At 37.2% G+C, this 22,914-nt stretch carries 22 protein-coding genes; 9 read left to right on the top strand and 13 right to left on the bottom strand.

What is annotated here, in order from left to right; translation table 11 throughout:
- The first annotated feature begins 35 nt into the window (after positions 1-35).
- The gene (locus tag LEP1GSC203_RS17020; RefSeq protein ID WP_002975398.1) at positions 36-878 is read left to right on the top strand and encodes an HDOD domain-containing protein; all 843 of its coding nucleotides are present in this window, start codon (positions 36-38) and stop codon (positions 876-878) included.
- Positions 879-897: 19 nt separating this feature from the next.
- On the opposite strand, the gene LEP1GSC203_RS17015 is transcribed toward LEP1GSC203_RS17020, so the two are convergent.
- Genes LEP1GSC203_RS17015 through LEP1GSC203_RS20035 form a run of 8 tightly spaced genes read right to left on the bottom strand, consistent with a single transcriptional unit; the run spans position 898 to position 8,827 of the window.
- The gene (locus LEP1GSC203_RS17015) at positions 898-2,130 is read right to left on the bottom strand and encodes an adenylate/guanylate cyclase domain-containing response regulator (RefSeq protein WP_002975305.1); all 1,233 of its coding nucleotides are present in this window, start codon (positions 2,128-2,130) and stop codon (positions 898-900) included.
- A gap of 5 nt (positions 2,131-2,135) precedes the next feature.
- Positions 2,136-2,954 carry an NADH-quinone oxidoreductase subunit B family protein gene (locus LEP1GSC203_RS17010; RefSeq protein WP_002975387.1) on the bottom strand — a complete coding sequence of 273 codons (819 nt, stop codon included), beginning with the start codon at positions 2,952-2,954 and terminating at the stop codon, positions 2,136-2,138.
- Complete coding sequence (locus tag LEP1GSC203_RS17005; RefSeq protein WP_002975440.1) at positions 2,951-4,381, bottom strand: hydrogenase large subunit; 1,431 nt, start codon at positions 4,379-4,381, stop codon at positions 2,951-2,953. The genes LEP1GSC203_RS17010 and LEP1GSC203_RS17005 overlap by 4 nt, the downstream gene beginning before the upstream one ends.
- Positions 4,369-5,586: a proton-conducting transporter transmembrane domain-containing protein gene (locus tag LEP1GSC203_RS17000; protein WP_002975256.1), complete on the bottom strand. Its 1,218-nt coding sequence runs from the start codon at positions 5,584-5,586 to the stop codon at positions 4,369-4,371. The genes LEP1GSC203_RS17005 and LEP1GSC203_RS17000 overlap by 13 nt, the downstream gene beginning before the upstream one ends.
- Entirely contained in the window at positions 5,583-6,194 is a 612-nt protein-coding gene (locus tag LEP1GSC203_RS16995; RefSeq protein WP_002975507.1) for a hypothetical protein, read from the bottom strand. Before LEP1GSC203_RS16995 ends, LEP1GSC203_RS17000 begins: the two co-directional genes overlap by 4 nt.
- Before the next feature lie 8 nt (positions 6,195-6,202).
- Positions 6,203-7,081: an NADH-quinone oxidoreductase subunit H gene (locus LEP1GSC203_RS16990; RefSeq protein ID WP_002975406.1), complete on the bottom strand. Its 879-nt coding sequence runs from the start codon at positions 7,079-7,081 to the stop codon at positions 6,203-6,205.
- The gene (locus LEP1GSC203_RS16985; protein ID WP_002975480.1) at positions 7,082-8,416 is read right to left on the bottom strand and encodes a proton-conducting transporter transmembrane domain-containing protein; all 1,335 of its coding nucleotides are present in this window, start codon (positions 8,414-8,416) and stop codon (positions 7,082-7,084) included.
- Positions 8,417-8,437: 21 nt separating this feature from the next.
- On the bottom strand, positions 8,438-8,827 hold the full coding sequence (locus LEP1GSC203_RS20035) for a hypothetical protein (RefSeq protein WP_232225930.1): 390 nt from the start codon (positions 8,825-8,827) through the stop codon (positions 8,438-8,440).
- A 381-nt stretch (positions 8,828-9,208) separates the two neighbouring features.
- On the opposite strand from LEP1GSC203_RS20035, the gene LEP1GSC203_RS16975 reads away from it, so the two are divergent.
- From LEP1GSC203_RS16975 to LEP1GSC203_RS16965, 3 genes are read left to right on the top strand one after another with little or no spacing between them, the layout of a single operon-like run.
- The gene (locus tag LEP1GSC203_RS16975) at positions 9,209-9,913 is read left to right on the top strand and encodes an ABC transporter ATP-binding protein (protein WP_002975265.1); all 705 of its coding nucleotides are present in this window, start codon (positions 9,209-9,211) and stop codon (positions 9,911-9,913) included.
- On the top strand, positions 9,910-12,369 hold the full coding sequence (locus LEP1GSC203_RS16970) for an ABC transporter permease (RefSeq protein ID WP_002975436.1): 2,460 nt from the start codon (positions 9,910-9,912) through the stop codon (positions 12,367-12,369). The genes LEP1GSC203_RS16975 and LEP1GSC203_RS16970 overlap by 4 nt, the downstream gene beginning before the upstream one ends.
- 37 nt (positions 12,370-12,406) lie before the next feature.
- Complete coding sequence (locus tag LEP1GSC203_RS16965; protein ID WP_002975359.1) at positions 12,407-13,315, top strand: hypothetical protein; 909 nt, start codon at positions 12,407-12,409, stop codon at positions 13,313-13,315.
- 2 nt (positions 13,316-13,317) lie between these two features.
- Here LEP1GSC203_RS16965 and LEP1GSC203_RS16960 read toward each other — a convergent pair whose 3' ends face one another.
- Together LEP1GSC203_RS16960 and pyrE are read right to left on the bottom strand one after the other, a co-directional pair.
- The gene (locus LEP1GSC203_RS16960) at positions 13,318-14,070 is read right to left on the bottom strand and encodes a hypothetical protein (protein ID WP_039938325.1); all 753 of its coding nucleotides are present in this window, start codon (positions 14,068-14,070) and stop codon (positions 13,318-13,320) included.
- Positions 14,070-14,627, bottom strand: coding sequence for an orotate phosphoribosyltransferase (gene pyrE, locus LEP1GSC203_RS16955; RefSeq protein WP_002975253.1), 558 nt, complete (start codon positions 14,625-14,627; stop codon positions 14,070-14,072). Before pyrE ends, LEP1GSC203_RS16960 begins: the two co-directional genes overlap by 1 nt.
- A gap of 324 nt (positions 14,628-14,951) precedes the next feature.
- Here pyrE and LEP1GSC203_RS16950 point away from each other — a divergent pair, with 324 nt between their 5' ends.
- Positions 14,952-15,530: a TetR/AcrR family transcriptional regulator gene (locus LEP1GSC203_RS16950; protein WP_002975482.1), complete on the top strand. Its 579-nt coding sequence runs from the start codon at positions 14,952-14,954 to the stop codon at positions 15,528-15,530.
- A 1-nt stretch (position 15,531) separates the two neighbouring features.
- Here LEP1GSC203_RS16950 and LEP1GSC203_RS16945 read toward each other — a convergent pair whose 3' ends face one another.
- Positions 15,532-16,518, bottom strand: coding sequence for a cytochrome-c peroxidase (locus tag LEP1GSC203_RS16945; protein WP_002975492.1), 987 nt, complete (start codon positions 16,516-16,518; stop codon positions 15,532-15,534).
- Between the two features lie 280 nt (positions 16,519-16,798).
- Between LEP1GSC203_RS16945 and LEP1GSC203_RS16940 the strand changes: the two genes are divergently transcribed.
- Together LEP1GSC203_RS16940 and LEP1GSC203_RS16935 are read left to right on the top strand one after the other, a co-directional pair.
- Positions 16,799-17,146, top strand: coding sequence for an LEPBI_I2431 family sigma-54 regulated protein (locus tag LEP1GSC203_RS16940; protein WP_002975447.1), 348 nt, complete (start codon positions 16,799-16,801; stop codon positions 17,144-17,146).
- Positions 17,147-17,233: 87 nt separating this feature from the next.
- Positions 17,234-18,166, top strand: coding sequence for an ornithine carbamoyltransferase (locus tag LEP1GSC203_RS16935; protein ID WP_002975373.1), 933 nt, complete (start codon positions 17,234-17,236; stop codon positions 18,164-18,166).
- Positions 18,167-18,220: 54 nt separating this feature from the next.
- Here LEP1GSC203_RS16935 and LEP1GSC203_RS16930 read toward each other — a convergent pair whose 3' ends face one another.
- Entirely contained in the window at positions 18,221-18,946 is a 726-nt protein-coding gene (locus LEP1GSC203_RS16930; protein ID WP_002975347.1) for a hypothetical protein, read from the bottom strand.
- A 123-nt stretch (positions 18,947-19,069) separates the two neighbouring features.
- A complete protein-coding gene (locus LEP1GSC203_RS16925; protein WP_002975233.1) occupies positions 19,070-19,513 on the bottom strand; it encodes a globin domain-containing protein in 444 nt (147 codons plus the stop codon).
- 262 nt (positions 19,514-19,775) lie between these two features.
- Here LEP1GSC203_RS16925 and LEP1GSC203_RS16920 point away from each other — a divergent pair, with 262 nt between their 5' ends.
- Together LEP1GSC203_RS16920 and LEP1GSC203_RS16915 are read left to right on the top strand one after the other, a co-directional pair.
- Positions 19,776-20,768 carry an HpcH/HpaI aldolase/citrate lyase family protein gene (locus LEP1GSC203_RS16920; RefSeq protein WP_002975205.1) on the top strand — a complete coding sequence of 331 codons (993 nt, stop codon included), beginning with the start codon at positions 19,776-19,778 and terminating at the stop codon, positions 20,766-20,768.
- 305 nt (positions 20,769-21,073) lie between these two features.
- A complete protein-coding gene (locus tag LEP1GSC203_RS16915) occupies positions 21,074-22,888 on the top strand; it encodes an alginate export family protein (protein WP_002975284.1) in 1,815 nt (604 codons plus the stop codon).
- Positions 22,889-22,914: the final 26 nt, after the last annotated feature.

Genomic DNA, 22,914 nt, shown 5'->3' with positions numbered 1-22,914 from the left:
ATCATTCTAGATTCTGACTTTAGGTCCCTATCCGAATGGCAACTGTAGAAGAATACCTTTCCAAAATCAAAGACCTGACGATTGTACCGCCAGTCTTACTCTCCGTACTTTCCCTAGATGACGATAACGAACTCTCCTTCGGTGAGTTAGAAAAAAAAGTCCAGTCTGACCAAGTGCTTGTGGCAAGGCTTCTGAAACTTGCGAACTCCCCATTTTTCTCAAGAGGAAATCCTGTAGCCAATATGAAACAGGTCATCACTCGTTTGGGATTCAAAACGGTGCGAAGTATGGTAGCGATGTCTATGACCGACTCGCTTTTTAGCCAAGGTAATTATAAAAAATTTCGAGATGAAGTTTGGGACCATTCTGTTGCCAAGGGAATTTTTGCTCAAATCCTCTGTGAAGAAAAGAAATTCAAAAAAGAAGCAGAACTTGCTATCACTTGCGGACTTATGCAAGACCTCGGACGAATTGTGCTCAATACCATTGACAGAACAAAATATGTAGAAGTGCTTACAGAATTCCAAACCTCTGATGTTACTTTGATTTCCCTCGAGAAAAAATCTTTTGGTGTGGATTCTTATGAAATTGGAAGTGCCGCAGCAAAACTTTGGAAGATGCCAAACATTATCATCACGTCCATTGAAGACCTTTCCAAACCAGTTAACGAACAATCGGCTCTCGGACAAATCATTGGATTTGCCGGCGTGATTGCTAAGTTTACAGGACATGGGAAACAAGAACCAGGCATAGAGGAAAAATTTGAAGAATACAAATCAACTCTAGGCCTTGAGATAGAAGACCGAAAAACATTTTTGGCAATAAAAGATGAAAAACTGAAATCAAACGAATTGTATCAGTTTTGCAGCACTCTTTAGAGATAAAATCAAACCTTGATTAGATGGGTTTTACACTGAGAATTCGGTGTAACCCTTCTTTACCCTTGATCTTCACTGGTTCCAATTCTTCATATTTGTATTTATTGGCATACTCTTCAGGAAGAAAATTATACAAACCTTCTGATACATACACTTCCATTGGCTTTGCAATTGATTCCAATCGGCTCGCCATATTGACCGTATCCCCCACAGCTGTATAAGAAAGTTTTTGAAATGATCCGACGTTTCCTACAATGGCCTTTCCGGAAGCCAAACCAATCCCAATTTGTGGCGTGAATCCATAGATTTGTTGCCATTTAGGTTGCCAAAGTTCAAACACTTGCACCATTTCTACAGCACAATCTAATGCATTTTGTCTATGATCCTCTTGGAAAACAGGGGCACCAAACAAACACATGATGGAATCACCAATGTATTTATCTATCATTCCACCATAACCCAAAATCACCTCAGTCATTGCAGTAAAGTATTCATTGAGAAATGAAATCACTTGTTCTGGTTTCATTTTTTCCGATAAGGTCGTATAACCTCGAATATCCGAAAACAAAACAGATACTTCTTGTTCCTTTCCTTTTTGATCAAGGGAAAGTGTATTGTTCATTAAACTTTCAACGATAATGGGATCTACATACATACCGAAAACATTCTGCATTTTCTTTTTTTCGGTTTCGAGATTTAGTTTTTCTTCGTATTCTTTCTCCAATTCCTTTTTGAATTTTTTCACCATCGTATTCAAATCTTGAATCTCTGATTGGTTCATCCCATAAAGATCTTGGAATCTTTTTAAGCTGTCGTCCATTTGGATGGAGACTACTTTTTTGCGATAAATTTCCCGGAATAAATTCCTAAACCTATGTTCCAATACATTTTTCTTTAACCTTCGTTTGCCGAAGTATTCGTTGATTCCTAATTGAAAAGCATGGATTGGTAGTTGTTTCCCTTCGGCTTTTGTAAACACAACCACAGGAAGTTCTGATGGACCTGCTAAATCCATAATGGTTTCTAAAACAGATTCAGGTGAATCTTCGAGATCAGGGAATTGGATTTCAGTAATTAAAAGATCATATTGAGCTTTTTTTATTTCCTCAGCTCCGTTTTCGAAAACGGAGCGCCAAGTTAGTTCGATGTAATCCCCAAACCACTCACTGAGCAGTTGGGACATGGTATCATACGATTTCTTTTGGGGTTCTAAGACCAGGACACGAACGATTTCTTCTTTTTCTAAATCCACGCACCTTATTTTTCATTCTCTAAAATTTTGTGAAGCGCCTCTTGAAACTGGAAGGAAAATCTTCCCATTAAAAGACGAAATCCTTGCAGAATGACGTCGGGTCTAGGGGGATCTCCTGAAATATAAAGATCTGGTTCCTTCGGAAGTTTGCCCATAGGATACAATCCTCCGCTCACAGCCTCAGTTCCGCAGGCGATGAGAGCTTTGGGCTCACTCATCACATCCCAAGCAGTTTCTAATGGACCTGCCATTCTCTCACCCACGGGACCCGAAAATACAACAGCATCTGCATGTTTGGGACTGGCAACACAGCGAACCCCTTCTCTTTCCGAGTCAAAGACTGAATTAAAGGAAGCATTTAGTTCCGATTCCACAGTATTGTTTCCAGCGGCAGCCACTTCTCTATAAAGAAAACCACGTTTTTTAGTTAATTCCTGAAACCGCTTTTGATTTTCAGTTAATGGAAAAGGTAAGCCAGTTACTTTTTTCATTTGCCCAGAAACGTAAGTGACTTTCAATTCCTCGCGACTTAAGGCAAAGGTATAAATAAAACCCGAATCACGGAGATTGCCATCGGATGCTTCTGTACAAAGTCCGCATTGCAGGCATTTGCCATAATCAAACTGAACTTCGGATTCCGATACAATTCGGATCGCCTTGGTAGGACAGACTGCCGCTGATTTACTTATGGAACCAGAACCTTCTCGCATCTTTTCCGTAGGAATCGGGATTCCCCGACTCGTAGGATGAACAGGAGTTGCTGTATTAAAATTCAATACATTCTTCGGGAAAAAAAAACTTTTTAACTCATAAAGGAAATTCATAGATCAAACCCAACATAACTAAGATTAAACGACTTATTATTCAATGGAAAATCACCAACTTGTTCTCCACGAACCGCTAATTCTAAAGCATGCCAATTCAACACAGACGGATCGCGAATATAAGAATTTTTTACTAATCCTTCGTTATCAATATCTAATGATACAAGTAGAGGTCCTCTCCAAGCTTCCACTGCTGCCGTATAAATTCCAGCTTTCGGTTTCCACACGTTCTCGATTTGGGTTCCATTTACTTTCTCATTTTCTGACCATAAGGATTCCCAATCTAAATCTTCTAAATGTGATTCCATCCATTTTAATGATTGTTCAATTTCCGTATAACGAATGTACATACGAGCCCAAACATCTCCATTATAATGATGATGTTCTTCTGTCAGTGGCAATGTTGTCCAACCTGGATAATCTGGATTACCCATTCGCAAATCATCTGCAACTCCAGCCATTCGCGCAACCATCCCTAAAAATCCATTTTTCTGTACATCCAGTTCTGAAATAAAACCACAACCTTGCATCCTTTCTTTCAACGTTGATACAGAAAGTGCTCTAAGAATTTGCGGACGAACCCGTTTGAAATAAACTTTTTTAAGGTTAAAAAAAGCATCTTTCGCTTGTTTTGCGGTGATACGTTTGTTGACTCGCGCTCGACCTGGACGAACAGCAGCCTTCCCAAACCGATTTCCGGTCCATGTTTCCATAAGACCAAGGGCTGCTCCGCGATCCGTTACACAAACCCCATACAAAGGGTAATACCCGATGTCTTCCGAAATCCCACCTAAATCCCCGATATGAACGGCAATTCGTTCCAACTCAACTAAAAAGGAGCGAAATAACGCTATATTTTGGGAAACTTTAATCCCATACATATCTTCATAGATTTTGCTAAAGGATACAGCATAACCTACGCTCGTATCACCTGAAATAGTTTCAGAAAAACTCATCACTTCTGACATCGCCTTTCCTAGGATTTTTTCACGAATCCCTCGATGTTGGAAACCCAAACGAATGGTTAGGTGGCGAATCACCTCACCTTCCACTATAAAGCGGAAATGACCTGGTTCAATGATACCAGCGTGAATCGGACCCACTGCATGAGAATAAGTGCCTTCATGAAAAGGAACATGCAATCCATGATATGCCAAGTCTCTGACAATACCCGTTTTCTGGTGTAACGATAGGATTTTCCCTCGATTCTCAGACAGGTAATCCTCTTCTTTTAATTCAGAATAATCTTCAACTCCCATATCCTGTCCAAAGGCATGACGAACAAGCCAAACCGGATACTGAGGATCTAAAAGAAAATCAATATTACTTTTTTTTGTAACTACTTCTTCCCGAATCATTTTTTGATCACGGATCACATACTGGTGGTAGACACCATCGAAATTAGTAATGCCTGTTATCTTTTCCATATATGTTCTGCCATCAGATAAGTTAAACCGTAAGTTCCAACGAATACGGTGAATAAAAAACTAAACCAAAAGAATACTAATCTTGTTTGTAATATTCCGTATACGCCTGGTTCAAAATTCCTATTAGGCAATCGAACCAGAGGTAATACTTTGTTTAGTGCAATAAAGAAAAATATCGCACCCGCAATGGGAAACAAAAACAGTAGAAACATTTTTTGTTTGATAGCAATCTCAATGACTTTTAAATCTAAAACAAAAACGGGGGATAAAGGAAATACAAATGCGACAAGTAGTGCTAATAAATACATATACAATGCTTTATGACTTAGTGAGGTTCTTTCTAGTATTTGAGAGATATTTCTTTTTCCGGCATCCATTCGTAAAATTCCCATTGATAAAAAAATCAAAAGTTTCACGAGAACCGTTGTTGTTAAAAGAAAGTAGAATACATCATCGGATACATCTAACCACAAAAACAAGGTCAACATACCTGTATGAAAGAGAGCAACCTTCGCCGATATTCTTCGAATGTCTTCTCGTGAAAAAAGAATTAAGGTAGAATACAGGATAGTAAGTACACCAATAAAAAGAATTCCATTGGCAGCATTGATCATGTGCGGATTGATTTCCCGTTCGAGTTGAATTAAGGGACGTAAAGCAAGAACTACACTTACCGGCACAAAAGAGGCTATGAGCGAAGAAATTTGACTCGGACTCTCGGCATAAGTATCTCCCACCCAAAAGTGATTGGGAACAAGACCTAACTTTCCACTATAACCGTAAACAGTAAGAAGGATTCCTGTTTCAATCAAAAGTCCACTTTGACCCACTAACCCTTGCTTTAGGGAATTAAAATCTAAATTTTCCAACGGTGTGGAAGCAAATAAAAGAATTACAATTCCTAAAAATGCAAGTCCAAGTGCATAGGAGTTGATTAATAAAAATTTCCAACCCACATGAAATGAACGTTCGGTTCCACTAGATGAAATTAACAAAGCACCAAAAAGCGTTGATGCTTCAATTAAAATCCACTTAAGAACGATATTATCAGTAAACCAGGAGTAAAATAAAGAACCAAAAAATCCAATCTTCAATATACTCCACAACCAAATGCGAGTTTGTCCTTTTGTTGGAGCCAAAACGGAAACCAAAAAGATAACGACAAATGCCAAAACTCCCGAAAAATAAAACAGCTCTGCCATCATAGTTTTCTCTCCTTTGTATGCATATGAGGAGAGAGTTGTAAAATTCCTCCTGAAACAATAACAAGGATAGCATCCAGAAAGGATCCAAATTCAAGTCCTACAGGAAGGCCTTTGTCCAATACCATAGTTAAAACAAAAATTCCATTTTCAAAAACACAAAATCCAGCAATGAGCGCAAGCCAGTTTCGCCTAACAACAAAGCAGAGGATACCGACATACACGAGTAATATTACATAAATAAGCCCAATTTTATGGACTGGTATGGAAAGAACCGACACTCCTTCTGTAATTTTAACCGCAAGTACTAACCCAAGCACCATAAACAATAAGGTCGCGAGGTAACCAAAACGGGGTGCTGTACTTTCATTCATCTTAGATTTGTTAGCTGTCCAATTCAATACCCAAGGAGTGAGAATTCCTTTGAACAAAACGACCATTACAATCAAGGAAATGGCGTGTTTCCAATCTCCTTCGTGTGTTTGCAAAACAGGGAATACCAAAAGGAACCCCTGTGCGCTGAGGAAAAAGATAATCCGACTCAACCGGTTTTCTACCAAAACAACAACACCGGTGAGTAATAATAATAAATAGATAAAATCGTATATCATAATAACCCTTAAGACAATTTAACCAAAGTGCCTAAAATTAAAATCGCAATGAACGTCAAACCCATAAACTCAGGAATCCAAGTCCATTTTCTTCGGACACTATTTGATTCCCAAAACCCAAGAATAATTGCAAGTAATATGACCATCGGTGCAATCATCAGCTCTCTTGCAAAACTATCTAAAACTTCATTTTTAAATAACTTGGAATGTTCGAGAGCCAACTTTACAAGAAAAACTAGTAGAGTTGAAAGTTTGATTGAACTTGCTAAATCAAAGATTCCCAACTGTTTTCCTGAAGCTTCTAAAATCATAGCTTCATGAACCATAGTTAACTCTAAATGAGTTCTTGGATCATCAAACGGAGGCTTGGCTAGTTCTGCAAGGATTGCAATAAAGGCTAAGGAGAGAAAAAGTAATCCAATTAGCGCCCCTTGAGGACTCACTGAAATTTCGATATGGGACTGGGCTGCAAGTATCATCAAAATAAAAGTGGGTTCGACCATTACGGAAAGTAAGATCTCTCTTCCTGATGCCATCCCTCCAAAAGAAGAAGCTCCTTCCATCGCAAAACTTACGTATGCGAACCGGTATAGAGCAAGGAAAAATGGAATGAGTATGAATGGTGCCCATTCAAACAAAACAACACTCCATATCATCAAAGCAGAAAACAAAGCCACCCTAGGTGCCAAATGTGTAAAATCAGAAATGTTTGTGTGTGAAATCGGGTTTTTTCTTAGCGATTTATCAACTTCCCAAAAAAACTGAAGTAGTTTTGGACCACGCCTTCCTTGCGCATAAGCACGGACTTTTCGTATAATCCCCGTTAATAGAAAAGGCATGACTACAAAAAGAACAACTAAATAAAAATAATATAAAAACGAATTCATCTATAAACCTCCAAAGTCACCCAAAATAAGCAGTGAAAAAATAAAAATCAGAAACATTGAGGAAATCGCCAGGTATTTACTCACATCTTCATCCTTAGGATGGTTGGTTTTTGAAATTAATCCCGTACCCAATCGAAAAAACAAAGTGATTCCTTTAATGAGAAATGAATCCACTTTAGATTCACCGGTTTTATTTAAAAAATACCGGCCGAGGGAATTCCTTAACGGCTCAGAGAAAACAGAGGATGGTATAGAAAGTTCATGACCACTGTAACCTCCTCCGCAATCCCAGTTTTTTGTTTTCGGAATTCCGTAACGTTTCAATTGATAATGATCATACAAACGGAAAATAAATACAGCACCAATGGTAATATAAGAAACTATTGATAATGTCCAAAACCAATCTACTAGTTGCGGATCAACAAAAGGACTTAACATAGGTAAACGAACAAAGTATGGCAAAACCAAAGGAAAGATAAAAATCACTAATGCCAAACTAAACAATGAAATGGAAACCCATCTTCTCTTTTGAGCTCCAAATGGTTGTATATTAATATCCTTTCCAGGAGTAGACAAGAACAAACTCATAAACAATTTGATATGAGTGAATCCACCAAGTACAATTCCAAAGAAGATAAATATCATGGAAGGCAAAAGGAAAACGGAACGACCAATAGGCATATCCAAAATGCGAGCATTCAAATAAAAGTATGTAGCTTCAGAAACAAAACCTAGAGTTCCAGGAAGGACCGCATAACTAAAAGTACCTGCTCCTAGTAACAAAGGTGAGATTCCTAGTAATCTACCAATGCCCTTTAACTCATCACTAGAACTTGAATTTTTTAGTCTTGCCACCATACCGATTGAGAACAATTGAAATGTTTTAGAGAAGGAATGGTGAAATAAACTTAAGAAAAACAATATTCGAAAAGAATTACTGAGATTCATAAGTTCAGAATCAACAGAGAATTGAAACATACCTGCTATGATCAAACACAACCATAGAAAGTTAATGGATTCCACAGAACTATAAGCCAATGAAATTTTTGGATCTTTATGAAAGAAACTGGTAATACCACCAAAAAAGATTCCAAGTGCCGCAAGTGGAAATAACACTTGATAAATGATAGGATCCAATTGATTAGGAAGGACATAACGATAAAAAAGTAAAAGCGGAAATACTTCTAATACACCGGCAAAAGCACCAAGGGCATGGGAAGGACCACCCTCATTCACTTTAGGGATCCACAAATGAAATCCAGAAAAGCCAGATTTAATCAACAAACCAACAAGAAGTAAAATGATACCAACGTTATCCCCATCAGGTAAAATCACCCAGGCGGAAAGAAAGAGTGCTTAAATTCCCGAAGCCAAAAGTAAGGAACCCAAACTTTCAATTTGTTTTTTCCCAAACTCTGTTCCTGAGTAAATCAGTATGGTAGAAAAAGAAGTCACTTCCAAAGCAATAGGAAGGATGAGTGACTTGCCCGACAAATAACAAACACCAAGTGCTGACCAAAAGATGATATAGCCAACGGTAACTTTGTTTTTTTCCTTTGGCTCATATGACTGAACCAACATAAACGATGAAAAACCGATATAAGCTTGAATTACTAGTCCCACCAAAATAGGAAAATCCACAGACAAAATATCATAATTAGAAAATAAGAATATGCCAAGTGGCGAAAGCGCAGATATTCCTACTAGAATCGATCTGAAGATTGAAATTCTTTCATCTTCTAACATAACTACCTCAAAAATTAAATTTTAAAGAAATAAGTGTTTTATGTAAAGTTGGGAGGTCCCCGTCGATCCGGGAATTTAATGGAGATTGTATTTGGAGCAAAAGAGGCAGAGATAAGAAAAGAATAGGATTGAAAGACTGAGATGTATACCGGAAGTGAAGGAATATAAAGAAAATTCTCTTCTTCTCCTGGAGGTTCTTCGAAATTTTTTTCACATGAAAAAATTTCTCCAGACTCGGTAAACTCCGCAATCGAAGTCCATGATTGTGACTTTCCTATGACTAAAACTGAAAGAAGTAGGATGAAAAATATTCGTGCTATCAATCAGTTTTACCTTAATCTTGATATTCTCTACTGTCATATATATGGGAAGTTATTTTTCGTGAACCATGAAAAAAAAGAATCAGTCTCAAAATCGGCCATTCAAATCCAACATGTAAACAAAACCTTTTATCAAGGTGATGTTGCCTTTCCCGTCTTAAATGACATTTCATTCGAAATTGCAGAGAAAAAACTCGTAACTTTGATGGGTCCCTCAGGTAGCGGAAAATCAACGTTGCTTAACATTCTCTCAGCGATAGAGTCGGCAGATTCAGGGCAAATCAATGTGTTTGGAAACAAACTCTCTGGAGCCAGTGAAAACGAACTTACCCATTATCGAAGAAAAACTATTGGGATCGTATTTCAATTTTTCCATTTATTTCCTTATCTTTCAGCAATTGACAATGTTTCTTTACCTTTATATCTATCTGGTACTTCTAAAACTATTGCAGTAGCCAAGGCCAAGGAAGCACTCTCACTTGTCGGCTTAAGTCACAGAAAAGATTTCACTCCCAAAGAAATGTCTGGCGGTGAAAAACAAAGGGTATCAATTGCAAGGGCAATTATCCACCAACCTAAACTAATCCTTGCAGATGAACCAACGGGAAATTTAGATTCTGGATCTTCCGAAATGGTAATGCAATTATTCAATCGTTGTGTCAGAGAATTGGATATTTCTGTATTTCTTGTTACGCACAACGAGATGATCGGAGAGTCTGGCGACATTAACTTGCGAATGTTAGATGGCAAAATAATAACCAAATGAAAATTGTTTATTATTCCTTTATATTCGGATATTTCAAAGATAATCTCACTAAAACCTTATTGTCCATTACGGGAATTAGCTTAGGAATTGCTTTATTTGTAAGTACGCAAATCAATGCATCCAGGGCAGAACAAAGTGTTCTTGACCAAATGATTGGATATTCTTCAGAAAAATTTATAGGAAGGTTTGTTGCAAACAATCAAAACCAAGGAGCAAACGAAGACATTCTACAAAAACTGGAACTAATTACAAATGATCAAATACGTTTGGTACCAGAACTACAAGTTAAAGGCACTCTCACCGTATCTAAAGATCAAATACAAAGTATCCCAGTTATTGGAAAAGATATCTTAATTTCATCTTCACTGGACGCATCGAAACAAAAACCTAAAAAAATCCCTAAATACTTTTTGAGCCAAGCTTTTGCTAATCGACTAAGCAACAATAAAAATGAAGTTTTTCTCTCAATTTGCGATAACGAAATTCCATTAAAAGAGGATCATTACAATATTTTACCTATAGAAGGTATCTTTTTGGTGATGGATATTTCTAGACTACAATCTTTATGCAATCAAAAGAAACAAATCACTTCTATATGGTTAGTCCAAGAGAAAGATGGTGTTGACTTTACAAATATTCCCAAGCTTCACACCGAAGATTGGACGTATGAATCAAAGGAAGAAATATTGGATCGGGCAGGAATCGTATTAGGTTCTTTAAAAATCAACCTAACGATTGTTTCCTTGGTATCTGTCTTAATTTCTTTTTTTATGGTCTCCAATATGTTTACAGGGCTCTATTTATCTAGAAAACGCGAATTTGGAATTCTGTTATCAATAGGGTCAAACAAAACCCACAATTTTTTATTGTTTTTGACACAAGCCATTACTATAGGAGCTCTAGGTGGATTTCTAGGAATCCTTTTCGGGATTTTTATTGCGAACACACATATTATAACAACCGTTAATACAATAACCGATGCCAATCAAATCCATTCTTATCAGAATATCCCAGCTTTCATTATTTTTCTTGGATTTTTTATTTCTGTTATAGGGTCCATATTGGCTTCTGCATATAATTCATATAAAACTTTCAAAATTCTTCCTATAGATTTAATTCGCGAAAGGGAAGAAAAAAAACCTATTTTTTTATTTGGACTTTCCAACCGAAATACAATGGCCCTATCCATAATTTTCATTTTTCTTGGAATCGCAATCGGTTTAGTTAGCATAGCAAAACAGGTGATTCCGGGCATGTTAGGTGTTGGATTAGTAATTATAGGATTTGTTTTATTAAACTTTCTCTCTTTACCCTACTTAATTTTCCAATTAGATAGATTCCTTTCAAAATTCCAATTTTTACCAAGTATTAAAATTGGGTTAAAAGAAATCGAAGCCGAACCATGGAAACATGGACTCACCGCATCCACTATCATGTTATCAACCTCTCTTGTTCTCACACTCACTAGTTTAACAGAAAGTTATGAACAATCCCTTGTTCGCTGGGTGGATGAAGAAAACAAATCCGACTATTCCTTGATAAACGATAAGAAATTAAACTCGGGGGAACCTGGTGTGCCCGTTTCCCTATTTGAGACTCTGACTAAGGACTCTAACTTCTCTACAATAGAACCTTTTTACATTGATTCAAAATTTATTGTGAATAAAAAATATTACACCTTACATGTATTGAACTTTTCAAATCATTATGATAAAAACGAATTAATTGTCTCTAAAAACTTATGTTTTTTAGATCAGATCTGCAAAGGTGACACCATCTTTATTAATACAGAATTGAATTCAAGTGTACCCATGAAAATCCAAGATGAAAAAGATCACTTTTTTTCTGAACGGGGTACCATTATGATGGATTATAGTTACTTCCATAAAAATTTCAAAATAAAGTTCTTAAATTCAATTCGAATTACAAAAAATGAGAAACTATCGAAAACAGAAACCAGATCCCTACTCCAAACTATAGCAAATACATATGACTTAAAATTTATAGATCAAGCGGATTTAAAAAAATTGTACTTAGAAGGAATGAATAAAGTGTTTTCAATTTTAGACACTTTAAAGATATCTGCCCTGATCATTTCGATTCTTGCGCTCACAACCTCTCTGGTCTATTTCATAAGAGAAAAGTCACAACTGTTAGCTGGATTAAAAGCAATTGGCATGGATTCATTCCAACTTTTCAAAATGATTTATTGCCAAGCATTGTTTCTAGTTTCATTTGGAATATTTTCTGGAATCCTGAACAGCCTAATCTTATCTCCAATTGTCATTTTTGGAATCAATCGAAATGCCTTCGGATGGATTCTTGATTTCCAATACCCACTCTCATTTGTAGTAAAACTACCGATATTGATCCCAGTGATCACATTTGCCATTTGTTTATTACCATTCTATTTTCTAAAACAGATGCAAATTTCGAAAGAATTGAAGTATGAATAATTCTTTACCGAAAAACCACTACTAGTAACTTCTATTCATGGCTGGCAGTATCAAGGTTTGTTTGGAACTCGCAGATATGATTCGAAAAGAAAATCTCGAATCTAGAGAGAAAATTCCTACTTCTGATACTCATTTACGAGTTTGGTCATCTCAATTATCTAGAACAGAAGAAGATCTAAGAAAGTTACTGACTGCCCTCAGGGATAGTCATTATATTTTTATAGTTTCTGTAGTAGCTCCTGATCCAAATTTATTTGTCTATGGCGAGGATGCTTATGTGTTCGCAGAACCGTTCATTTTGAACGAGCTAAAAAAACACTCCGAAGACTCCCTAGAAAAACTATACGAAGCCAGTAATTATAAAAGAAAATCTGCATTTCAAATCACTAGAGAACTATTCCCTAAAATAAAGGAATTCAACAATACTCCTCTTGGCCGTTCAATCAATGTTTCAGTCATGCTCGAAGAATTTCAGAGAATGTTAACTGCTCAAAGTTATGAATACACTGACCAATGGCGTAGAAACAGACTCCAAGAAATTTTTAAAGATGAAGTCAATGCTGCGGAGGAGTTAGCAAATGCGGCTTCGGTTCGTGACTTAGATCCAACAAAACGTGCCGTAGATCAACTAAAAGAACAAGGTCCCAAAGAAAAGATTGATCAAAACTGGGTCAAAGCAAAAGAAAATTTTTCTACAGAGTTTTTGTTACGTGTCCACTTTAGAAAATACGAATTTGATGTAGTAAAAAAATTAATTCAGTCGGGCAAATTAAAAGAAGAAAAAGATATAAAGTATGTTCGCGATACTCTCCAACTAATGGAGAATAGAATGGAACAGGACAATCTTTTAAAAAGATATTCTACAGAAATGATAGAACTAAGAAGATATGCCCAAGCAAAATTAAATATGCTCAGGCAAAGTGTTGGTTCAAAACAAGAAAACTAAATTTAATTTTTAAGCCAACCTGACTTGTCCAACTGAATATAAACCTGAAAGAAAAATACGACTAAACTAATAAAAATCATCCGTCTTTTTAACGAAAACTGGCTAATGGTATGGTTTTGTTTTTCCGGCAAATACAATAGGTAAATGATCAAATTTACGTTAAAAAACAAACCTAAAAACTCATTGGAAAGGATTGGAAATTTTTCTTTTACAGCAGGGATGTAGGTAACAATCAATACCAAAATACTTGGCAAAAAGTAGATTGGAGTTTTGATATTCCATAACCTATCTTCAGTGAGATCAGTGATTCGTTTTAGACCTGTTTCTTTCTCAAGAAAAGTTACCAACTCATCCTGGTTTCCAATATTCACTATTGGGTGAATTTTTTCTTTGGTTTCCAAAACTATACGGTTATATCCACGGAACTTATCTGTCACAATCTGCTCTAAATCTTTAATCCGGATTGTTGCACAATTTCCGTTGGAATCAAATTGTTTGAGTGAACCACCATCAATTTCAATTTTTCCCGATGATAAAATTTCTATTTGTTTTAAATAATTTTTTCTTAAAAACCAAAAGAATAATGCTAATAATGGAATAAAAATTGTAAAAAATTGCATTCTACCGGCTTGTGGCACTTGCAAGCTGTTATATGAAACAAAAACCACAAACAGTGAGATTACTGCCCAAGTTCTTTTTAATAATTTATTTCTAAATAAAGCTACGTCATATAGGAATGTTTTTTGTGTACTCATTAAAAAAACTCACTTTTACGAAAGATTGATTCCATTTGAATACCGGATTTTTCTAAGTTTTCTGCGCCACCTTCTTCTTGATTCAAAATACAGATCCCCTTTGTAACAGAAATTCCAGCTTCTCTTAAAGCTTGGACTGCTTTTAATGTGGAACCACCAGTAGTAATTACATCATCCACTACCAAACAGGATTTTATTTCCCTCCAAAAGCCCTCAATTTGTTGGCCAGTTCCATGGCCTTTGGCTTCCTTTCTCACAACTAATGGGTAAACGAGTTTCCCTTTTCTCTGGTAGGATAAAGCAATGGAATAAGCCAATGGGTCTGCTCCAAGAGTCAATCCCCCGACTGCTTGAAATTCAATCCCCAGTTTGGGAATAATCTCTTCCACAAAACATTCGGCAAGAACGGCTAGTCTTTCTGGATGGAGGGTGATTTCCTTACAATTGAAATAGTGGTGGGATTCCAGTCCACTGGCCAACCGAAAAGGTGCTTCTGAATAGCGATAGACGTAGGTTTTCATCCATAAGAAAAGTTGGTCACGGAGTGTTTGGGACATAGTCCAATTATTTTTCCAATTCACACCCGGAAAGTATATTTTTCTCTTGCGTGGATTAATCGAAAATACATAAAAAGGTAAGTGACTTACTTTTTACAGTCACTTTCGAAAGTAAGTGAGTTTATAAAGTTATTTACTTTATTTTTTTACTGACTTGCATTATATTTCGATTAGGAAACTAAATTCAATCAATTTGGACCCAAGTCTTACGATGAACGAACTTGAAAAATAGGAACCAAAGAAGGGAAGACTAACCTAGTGAAGCAGATGATACTGAAATTGCCTTTAAGAGAGCGAAAAAAGCAAGGGATCCGATCCTCAGTTTTGCAGTCTGCCAAAGAACTTTTCCAGGCAAAAGGGTATTCTGCGGTGACTGTTTCCGAAATCGCAGATCATGCGGATATTTCGGTTAAAACACTATTTACCTACTTCCGCTCTAAGGAAGACCTAGCCTTTCAAGATGAAATTATATTTTGTGATGAACTCATCCGCTCCATTTTAGCAAGACGAGAGGAAGAATCCCTATTTGATGCTTTCCAACAATTCCTTTGGAAATTAATTCAATCAATCGATCCAGAAATATTAATTGAATCACTCCCTGGATTTCATCCTTGGATGGACAGTCCGGAATTAGAACAAAGATATCTTTTACTTTGGGAACATTACGAAGTTAGGTTGGCAGATGCTTTGCAATTAGAAAGAAAGAATCATGAGTTTGATCCAATTTTGCGGGTTATCTCTGGACAGATGATATCTGTAATTCGGATATTAGGTTCAAAAGCATTTAAAGAATATTTAAAGCCAATCCCTATTGCACTTAGACACCGCGCTTTAGAGAAGTGGCTCCTTGGATCACTGGAAATGGTTTCAGGAATCCAAGGATATTCTAAATCAATACAATGAATTAGTTTGCGCGAGTTTTATCCGATACTGTGCCAAGGAAAGTGACAATTTTCTTTGTTTCTTCTTCAGACAAATTCATACCTAATTGGTGATAAGCCATCTTTTGTACTGCCTCATCCAAAGTCTTCACTTGACCGTCATGAAAGTATGGTCCAGTCAAAGCAATGTTTCTAAGACTTGGCACCTTAAAGAAATACTTATCTTCTGTCTTTTTAGTAACATTATATAAACCCAAATCTGCAGTTTTATATTCATTTACCTGACCAATCTTTCTGTAGGAATTACCACCAAGTAAATTGCCTGAATGGCAAGAAGTACATCCAGCAGATAGGAAACTTTTGAAACCTTCTTGTTCGTCTTTTGAAATTGCTTTGTGGTCACCATTGATAAAATCATCAAATCTTGAAGAAGTAATGAGAGTTCTCTCAAATGCAGCAATGGCTCCAGCTAAATTCTCGTATGTAACTGCCTCTTTTTCATTGGGATAAGCTTTTGCAAATAGACCTGGATATTCAGCGTCTTCATTCAATCGCTTTAAAACTTCCTTTTCTGAAGGCATTGCCATCTCCACAGGATTGAGAATTGGACCTTTTGCTTGTGCTTTTAAATCTGCGGCACGTCCGTCCCAAAACTGAACAAAATGAAATCCAGCATTGAGAACTGTAGGGGAATTCCTATCTCCATTTTTACCAAAAGCACCTGGCGAAGTAGGAAGGTTGTCCACTCCGGCGCCTTTTCCTTCCACATTGTGGCAGGAGTTACAAGATTGAGTTTCATTCAGTGAAAGTTTTTTCTCAAAGTAGAGTTTTTTACCGAGGGAAATAAGTGCCTCAGTATCATTTTCTGAACCAGGCATTTTTGCTGGGAGTGCACCAATGATTTGTTTGGCTTTCACTTGCAAATCTTTGGTTTCAGGGGAAGGCCCACAATTTGCGAGCGATACTAGTAGAAGAGAGAGAAGAAAAGGTGTAAATATTTGTTTGAGCATATCGATCCTCTAACGGATAATGCTGAGATTCCTATAGAATCGGCAAGTTGGAATTATTATACATTGAGTCTAAATCTGGAATTATTTTAATCTGTATCAAAACTAAGCAGATTGAACATGTTTCTACTAACCTTTTCTTCACATAGGTTCGATAAAGGACAATTTTAGGCAAATGGATGTCTTAGTAGTTACGACCCGGTGACAAACTGGAAAAAGTAACTCTCAAACCATATTGGCACGATTTATGCTTATAGTTCCTGTAGACCGTTAGGAGCTGTATATGTTGAATACAAGAAGAACCGATCGAATTGAATCTTTGGATTGGGATGATTTGGTATTGAAACTTTTTTCAATCAATGACAAACCCGAGTTCCTTCTTGCAAAGATAGGAAATATTTCCGAACTCGGTGTGAGCGGAAGTTTGGATAAAGAAATTCAGTTGAAAGACCGAGACTTGATTACCGGAATCATTGAAAGTGACTTAACTAGATCTCGAATTGCTTTCAAAGGAAAAATTGCTTGGATGAAGGAAACTGACCAAGGTCTCCTATTCGGGATTAAGTTTGCAGAAGAGTTAATCTTGCCGAATTTTATTATTGCTAGATCGATGGCGGAATCTGCGGCTTAAAATGCAAAAAAATCGGGATCTAAGCCTAGATTCTACCGAGAATCTCTCGATTTGATTCCCATCTGATCCGATATTATTGGGGAAGCTATGTCCCAAGTCAAACATCTGATATCTTGGCAAGATTGGAGCGATGGAGAAATCCGGGAACTCCTTGAATTTGCTGTCTATGTAAAGAAAAATCGCGTTTATTTTTCCGGACATATGGCAGGGAGATCTCTTGCGATGTTATTTCAGAAAACATCCACAAGAACAAGAGTATCTTTCGAAGCTGGAATGACCGAACTCGGCGGACACGCTATTTTTCTCGATTGGATGGCTTCCAACTTTCTGCTCTCTGATATAGATTTTGAAGGAAAGTATCTTTCTAGTAACGTAGCCATCCTCATGGCAAGACTCAAAAAACATGAGGATCTTCTTGTATTAAAATCTGGCTCTACTGTGCCGGTAATCAATGGTTGTTGTAATTTATTTCATCCCTGCCAGTCCCTTGCTGACATACTAACTATCGTTATGGATTCGCCGAACGATTGGCAAAAGAAAAAATTATGTTATATAGGCGTTCACAATAATGTTGCAAATTCTCTAATTGAAATCACAGCAGCACTTGGAATTCATTTAACCTTAGTAACACCTATTGCTTCTGAAGATTCTATTGTTAAACAATCCATAGAAAGAGCAAAGAAAAAAGGAACCGTTTCTTGGGAAACCGATGTCAAAAAAGCTGTTTCTGATTCTGATTATGTTTATACAGACACTTGGGTTGATATGGAATATTTCAATGATCCAAAATTCCAAAAGGAAAAAGAAGAAAGAATCGAATTGATGATGCCTTATCAGGTGAACGCAGAACTACTTAAAAACACAAAAGCAAAAGTAATGCATGATATGCCAATTCATGCAGGTTATGAAATCACAAGAGAGATGGTAGAAAGTGATCGTTCTATTATTTTTACTCAGGCAGAAAACCGCCTGGATGCACAAAAAGCAGTCATACTCAAACTGTTAGAAAACCATCATTAAACATTGGTTTTCTAACTGAAAACCAATCAACGTGAAAACCGATTTGAATTTGTTTTAGTTTTTTATAAAATAGATTTGAATCGAAGCATTGGATTTAGAGTCAATAGAACTTTCTCTCTCACCAATGACAGGAATTACAGAGTTCGAATCTATTGATTCTTTCGCTAAAATTAATTTAATTTCATCATAACGACGTTTAAGAAGCCGAATTTGGAAACCTACGTCGCCTGTGGTGTTGACTTTACCGTATAGTATGATCTGAATTTTTTCTTCTGATTTTAATACCTTCTGACCAAGGGCAGCCAGTTTAGTTTGAGATTCCTCAGTCAATCGATGGTCATCTGGCTCAAAAGAAATCGATTCTATTGGTTCAGAACTCCCTACTGGCTTCCAAAATGAAAATTTTGTTTTTTCTAAGTTACCATCCCCTTCTCCAACTAATTTCACAGATCTTTCCACTTGTTCCCAAGGACAAGTTAGAATGTAATCAGTAGAAGAGTTTAAGGAAACTAGAAAACCTAGAGTTGTAAAGATAATATCCCAAGGTTTTGCATACGACTTTGTTTCGATCACATAATCGTTGTTTGTTATTTCAAGGGAATTAGAGCGGTAGAATGGTAAAAGAAATAAAATCCGATATGTGCGAATTTCAAATTCAGTAGTTTTGCATTCTAGGTTAGGATTTGATTTAATATGAGAGCGTGTTTCTAAGGGAATTCCTCGGCTCGAACATGAAAGAAGTGTGAAGAAAAGAATGGAACTGAAAAATTTTTTAAACATAATATTCCGCTACTTTAGAAGTTGCACCATACAATGGTTACTACTTTATTTTAGACAAGAACTTATTTTCTCAATTCAAATCTAATCAAAAACCTTCTCAAAATTTTCATTCAACTTAGTTCGTTAAACTGAAGAATCATTTGAAGTGTCTTTACGATTGACCATCCATCCACTAAATCCATCTAAAAAATACAAAAAATCGATTTTATCATCGTGCTCAAAATCAAACCCTTGTAAGGCTTCATCGTAACAACGAAACCAAACAGTCCTTTCTTTTTCGGAAATAGGAAAAACAAAATGACGCATACGCATCCGAGCTGGACCCCATTTTTCGATGTAATAACTTGGGCCACCTAATACTTGTATCATAAAATCCGCTTGTTTCTCTTTGGCAAGGTCCCAGTCTCCTTTGAACATCCATTGGATTTCCGAATCAGCGACTAAGTCATAAAAATCGGAGACTAACTTTCGAATGGCAACTTCTCCCCATTTTTCAAAAAGAAATTTTACATTCGGACTTGGGGGAGGAGGTCCTCCAGGTGGTGTGTAAATATCGTTCGGATCCAAATCGATAGTCAGTATCGCGAAAGGGACAAGAAGGGGAAGTCGAATTTTCGACCGGAGCCGAAGGCGAAGCCCGGATTGGCCCGGCCCCGAGGAACGAGTGGGTTTGCCCCCAAAAAAGAAATTCTTTTGCTTTCGAAACGGAATGTAAAAAGTAAGCGAGTTTCGAAAGGGACTAACTCCCCTTCAGATTTCGCTATTATTTCCTGGACGATAGGCAAAATTCACAAAACTTGGTAAAAAAATCCGAAAAAGGTATACTTAAATGGCACTGACTCACCCGCAATCTGCACTCTTTGCAGGAGAAAAACCTTTCCCTATCATCCCTGCTTGTGAACACTTCGCTGGATCTGAAAAACTCATCACTAAAGCTCTCGAGTTACAAAATAAACTCGGTGGACTTTTCGACATCACGATGGACTGCGAAGACGGTGCCCAAACGGGAAAGGAAAAAGAACATGCAGAGATGATTGTTCGTATCCAAAACTCTGAACTCAATAAACACAAAATGAGCGGTGTTAGGATTCATGACTATACGAACGAACATTGGCGTGGAGATGTGGACATTCTTGTTCCAGGTGCAGGAAATGTAATTGCTTACATCACAATTCCGAAACCGACAAAAGCAAGTCAGGTAAAAGAGCAAATCACTTACATCCAAGACGCTTGCAAAAAAGCTGGGATCAAACGAGAAATTCCAATCCACGTATTAATTGAAACTCACGGTGCATTGAATGATGTATTTGAAATTGCTGCACTTCCTTGGTTGCAAGTTTTGGATTTTGGACTTATGGATTTTATTTCCGGTCACCACGGGGCAATTCCTGCATCTTGTATGAAATCTCCAGGTCAATTTGATCACGAACTTCTTCGACGCGGTAAAGCGAACTTAGTCGCTGCAGCACTTATGAATGGAGTGATTCCAGCTCATAACGTAACACTCGACCTTAAAAATATCTACCAAACATATGCGGATGCAAAACGTGCGCATGATGAATTCGGTTTTTTACGTATGTGGTCAATTTACCCTGCACAAATCCAATCCATTTTGGATGCAATGGCTCCAAACTTCGCGGAAACACAAACTGCTTGTGACATTCTCATCAAAGCACAAGACGCTGAATGGGGACCAATCCAACATGATGGGGACTTACATGACCGCGCTACTTACCGTTATTTCTGGGAACTAGTCCAAAGAGCAAAACTCACAGGACAAAAACTTCCTGACGAAGTAGAGAAAAGATTCTTTTCTAACTAAAACATTGTTCGTAAGAGACTGAATTTAGTGCCTGGGTTACTTTGGTTACCTTCTTACCTTAGTAATCCACTAAAAAAGGTAAGTCGCTATACTTAGAAAGTGACTTACCTTTTCTAATTCCTTTCTTTTTTACAGACACCGATTTCTAAAGGCTCCCCAGGGAGCCTTTTTTATTGCAAATCTAGCCTCTATTTTTTTCAAAATTCGCATTTTTGCAGAATTTTTCTGTTTTTGCAGATCAATAATCCAATATATTGATTTTATGTTTGCAATACTGGAATCATGATTAGTTACTGTCCTAAATTATGAATAAGCGAATTACAAAAACCAAACCCTTCCTTTCCCTTTTTGTCCTCTTAATTCTCCTTTTGAGTGGAATGGCAGCAGTCTATGGACAAGCAGAACCTACTGCTGGTCCTAAAACAGAAGTGGTGACCGAACCACCACCTCCACCACCCAAAGAAGAAAAAAAAGAAGGATATATTAGTCCTCAGATTGGAAATCTTTCCACGGACTACTTGCGAAGTTTGCAAGTGACTAGCAAACAAAGAAAAGCCATCCAAGAAAACAAGGGACTTTGGTTTGCTGATAAGTTTCGTGTAGGTTTTGGAATACGACCAAAAGTGGACTCGTTCAATAATACAGACTTTGACAAATCAACCCCTGACAATCGAAACAATGCATTGAACCAAACTCAATTTTTTATCTTAGGTGATATTAACGAAAATGTTCTTTTTAAAATAACATTACAAGATGTTCGGCTTTGGGGAGGTGAAGTTCTTTCCAGCGGAAATGCTGAACAAAAGTATGCCGCCATATCTAATGCTGGAAATACTGTCGATACCACCAAACAGCGAGAAATTGCTCTCAATAATTTCACAGGCCTTCGAGAAGCATTTTTGGATTTAAAAACAACAAACCAAGCATTTCGTTTAAGAACAGGAAGACAAATCCTTGAGTTTGGTGATGGCCGAATTTTGGGAGCGCGAAACGACAGTTTGAATGGTAACTCATTTGATGCCTTAAGATTTACAGGAAAAATTAGTAATCATACCTTTGATGCATTCGGTTCTGTCATTGGTGCAGAAAACAATTCAAACGGAATTGTTTCAAACAATTCATCTAAGTTAGGTGGAATTGGAGATGCTTACTATGGAGGTGTTCATTACAACTGGAAGGCTGCCGATTGGTTAGGAATTGATTTATACAACTATAGTTTATTCAAACAACAAAGAAAAGCTTCAAGCCCTCCACCTTTATCTGAAACTAGAAACTACCGCGGGGACGACCAATTGAATACATCTGGTTTTCGATTGACTAACCGAACAAAAAATAATGCACTCCCCGACACAACCGGAATAGATTGGATGGTGGAAGCTGCATGGCAAACCGGATTCAACGGAGAACGAGTCACACCCGATTGGTTAAACCAAAACGGTGCTTATGCAACTAATCAGAAAACCGGAGAATCTCCTCCCCTTTCTGAAGCCGTACGTTACAAAGCAAATATTGTAGCGGTACAACTGGGTTACACTCCTGTAAAAGAGTTTCGTATTGGAGTTCAATATGTGCAAGCATCTGGTGATCCTAATCGTAATGATTCCAGCGTAGCAACATATAATCCCCTATTTGCCACTAGACGTATGGCCGGTGGATCATTACCGTTTGCAGGAAACGGAAACTCAGGTCTGGTTTTCTGGCAAAATATTAAAGACTACTCATTACATTTGAAATATGAATCTTCAAATTATGGAACTTTTATTATCAACCCCCATTGGTATTATAAAGTGAAACTACAAGATGGATACTATGATAACAATAACTATGTAGCTGGAAGTAAGGCAACAGGTGAAACAGCATCCACTGAAGATTATTTTAATACAGAAGCCTACAACCCAACCAGACCAACACTAGGGAAACTTGTTGCAACTGAAGTGAATTTCATTTATATAATCACTCCATTTGAAAATGTTTCCTTTTGGTTTGGGGCCACTGTCATTCGAGCAGGAGATGCAATTAGAAACCAAAAAAATAACCCTAACGAAATTGACCCTCTACATAGGTATGACTTGAGTCCTACCGCAACGATGGCAACATTCCAAACAGTATTTGCAATTTAGAGTTATTGGTTTTTGATAGAATCAAG

The organism is Leptospira terpstrae serovar Hualin str. LT 11-33 = ATCC 700639, assembly GCF_000332495.1.
GTDB classification, from domain to species: Bacteria; Spirochaetota; Leptospiria; order Leptospirales; family Leptospiraceae; genus Leptospira_A; species Leptospira_A terpstrae.
Note: the sequence above shows the minus strand (reverse complement) of the source record. Positions and strands in the feature narration are given on the sequence as shown.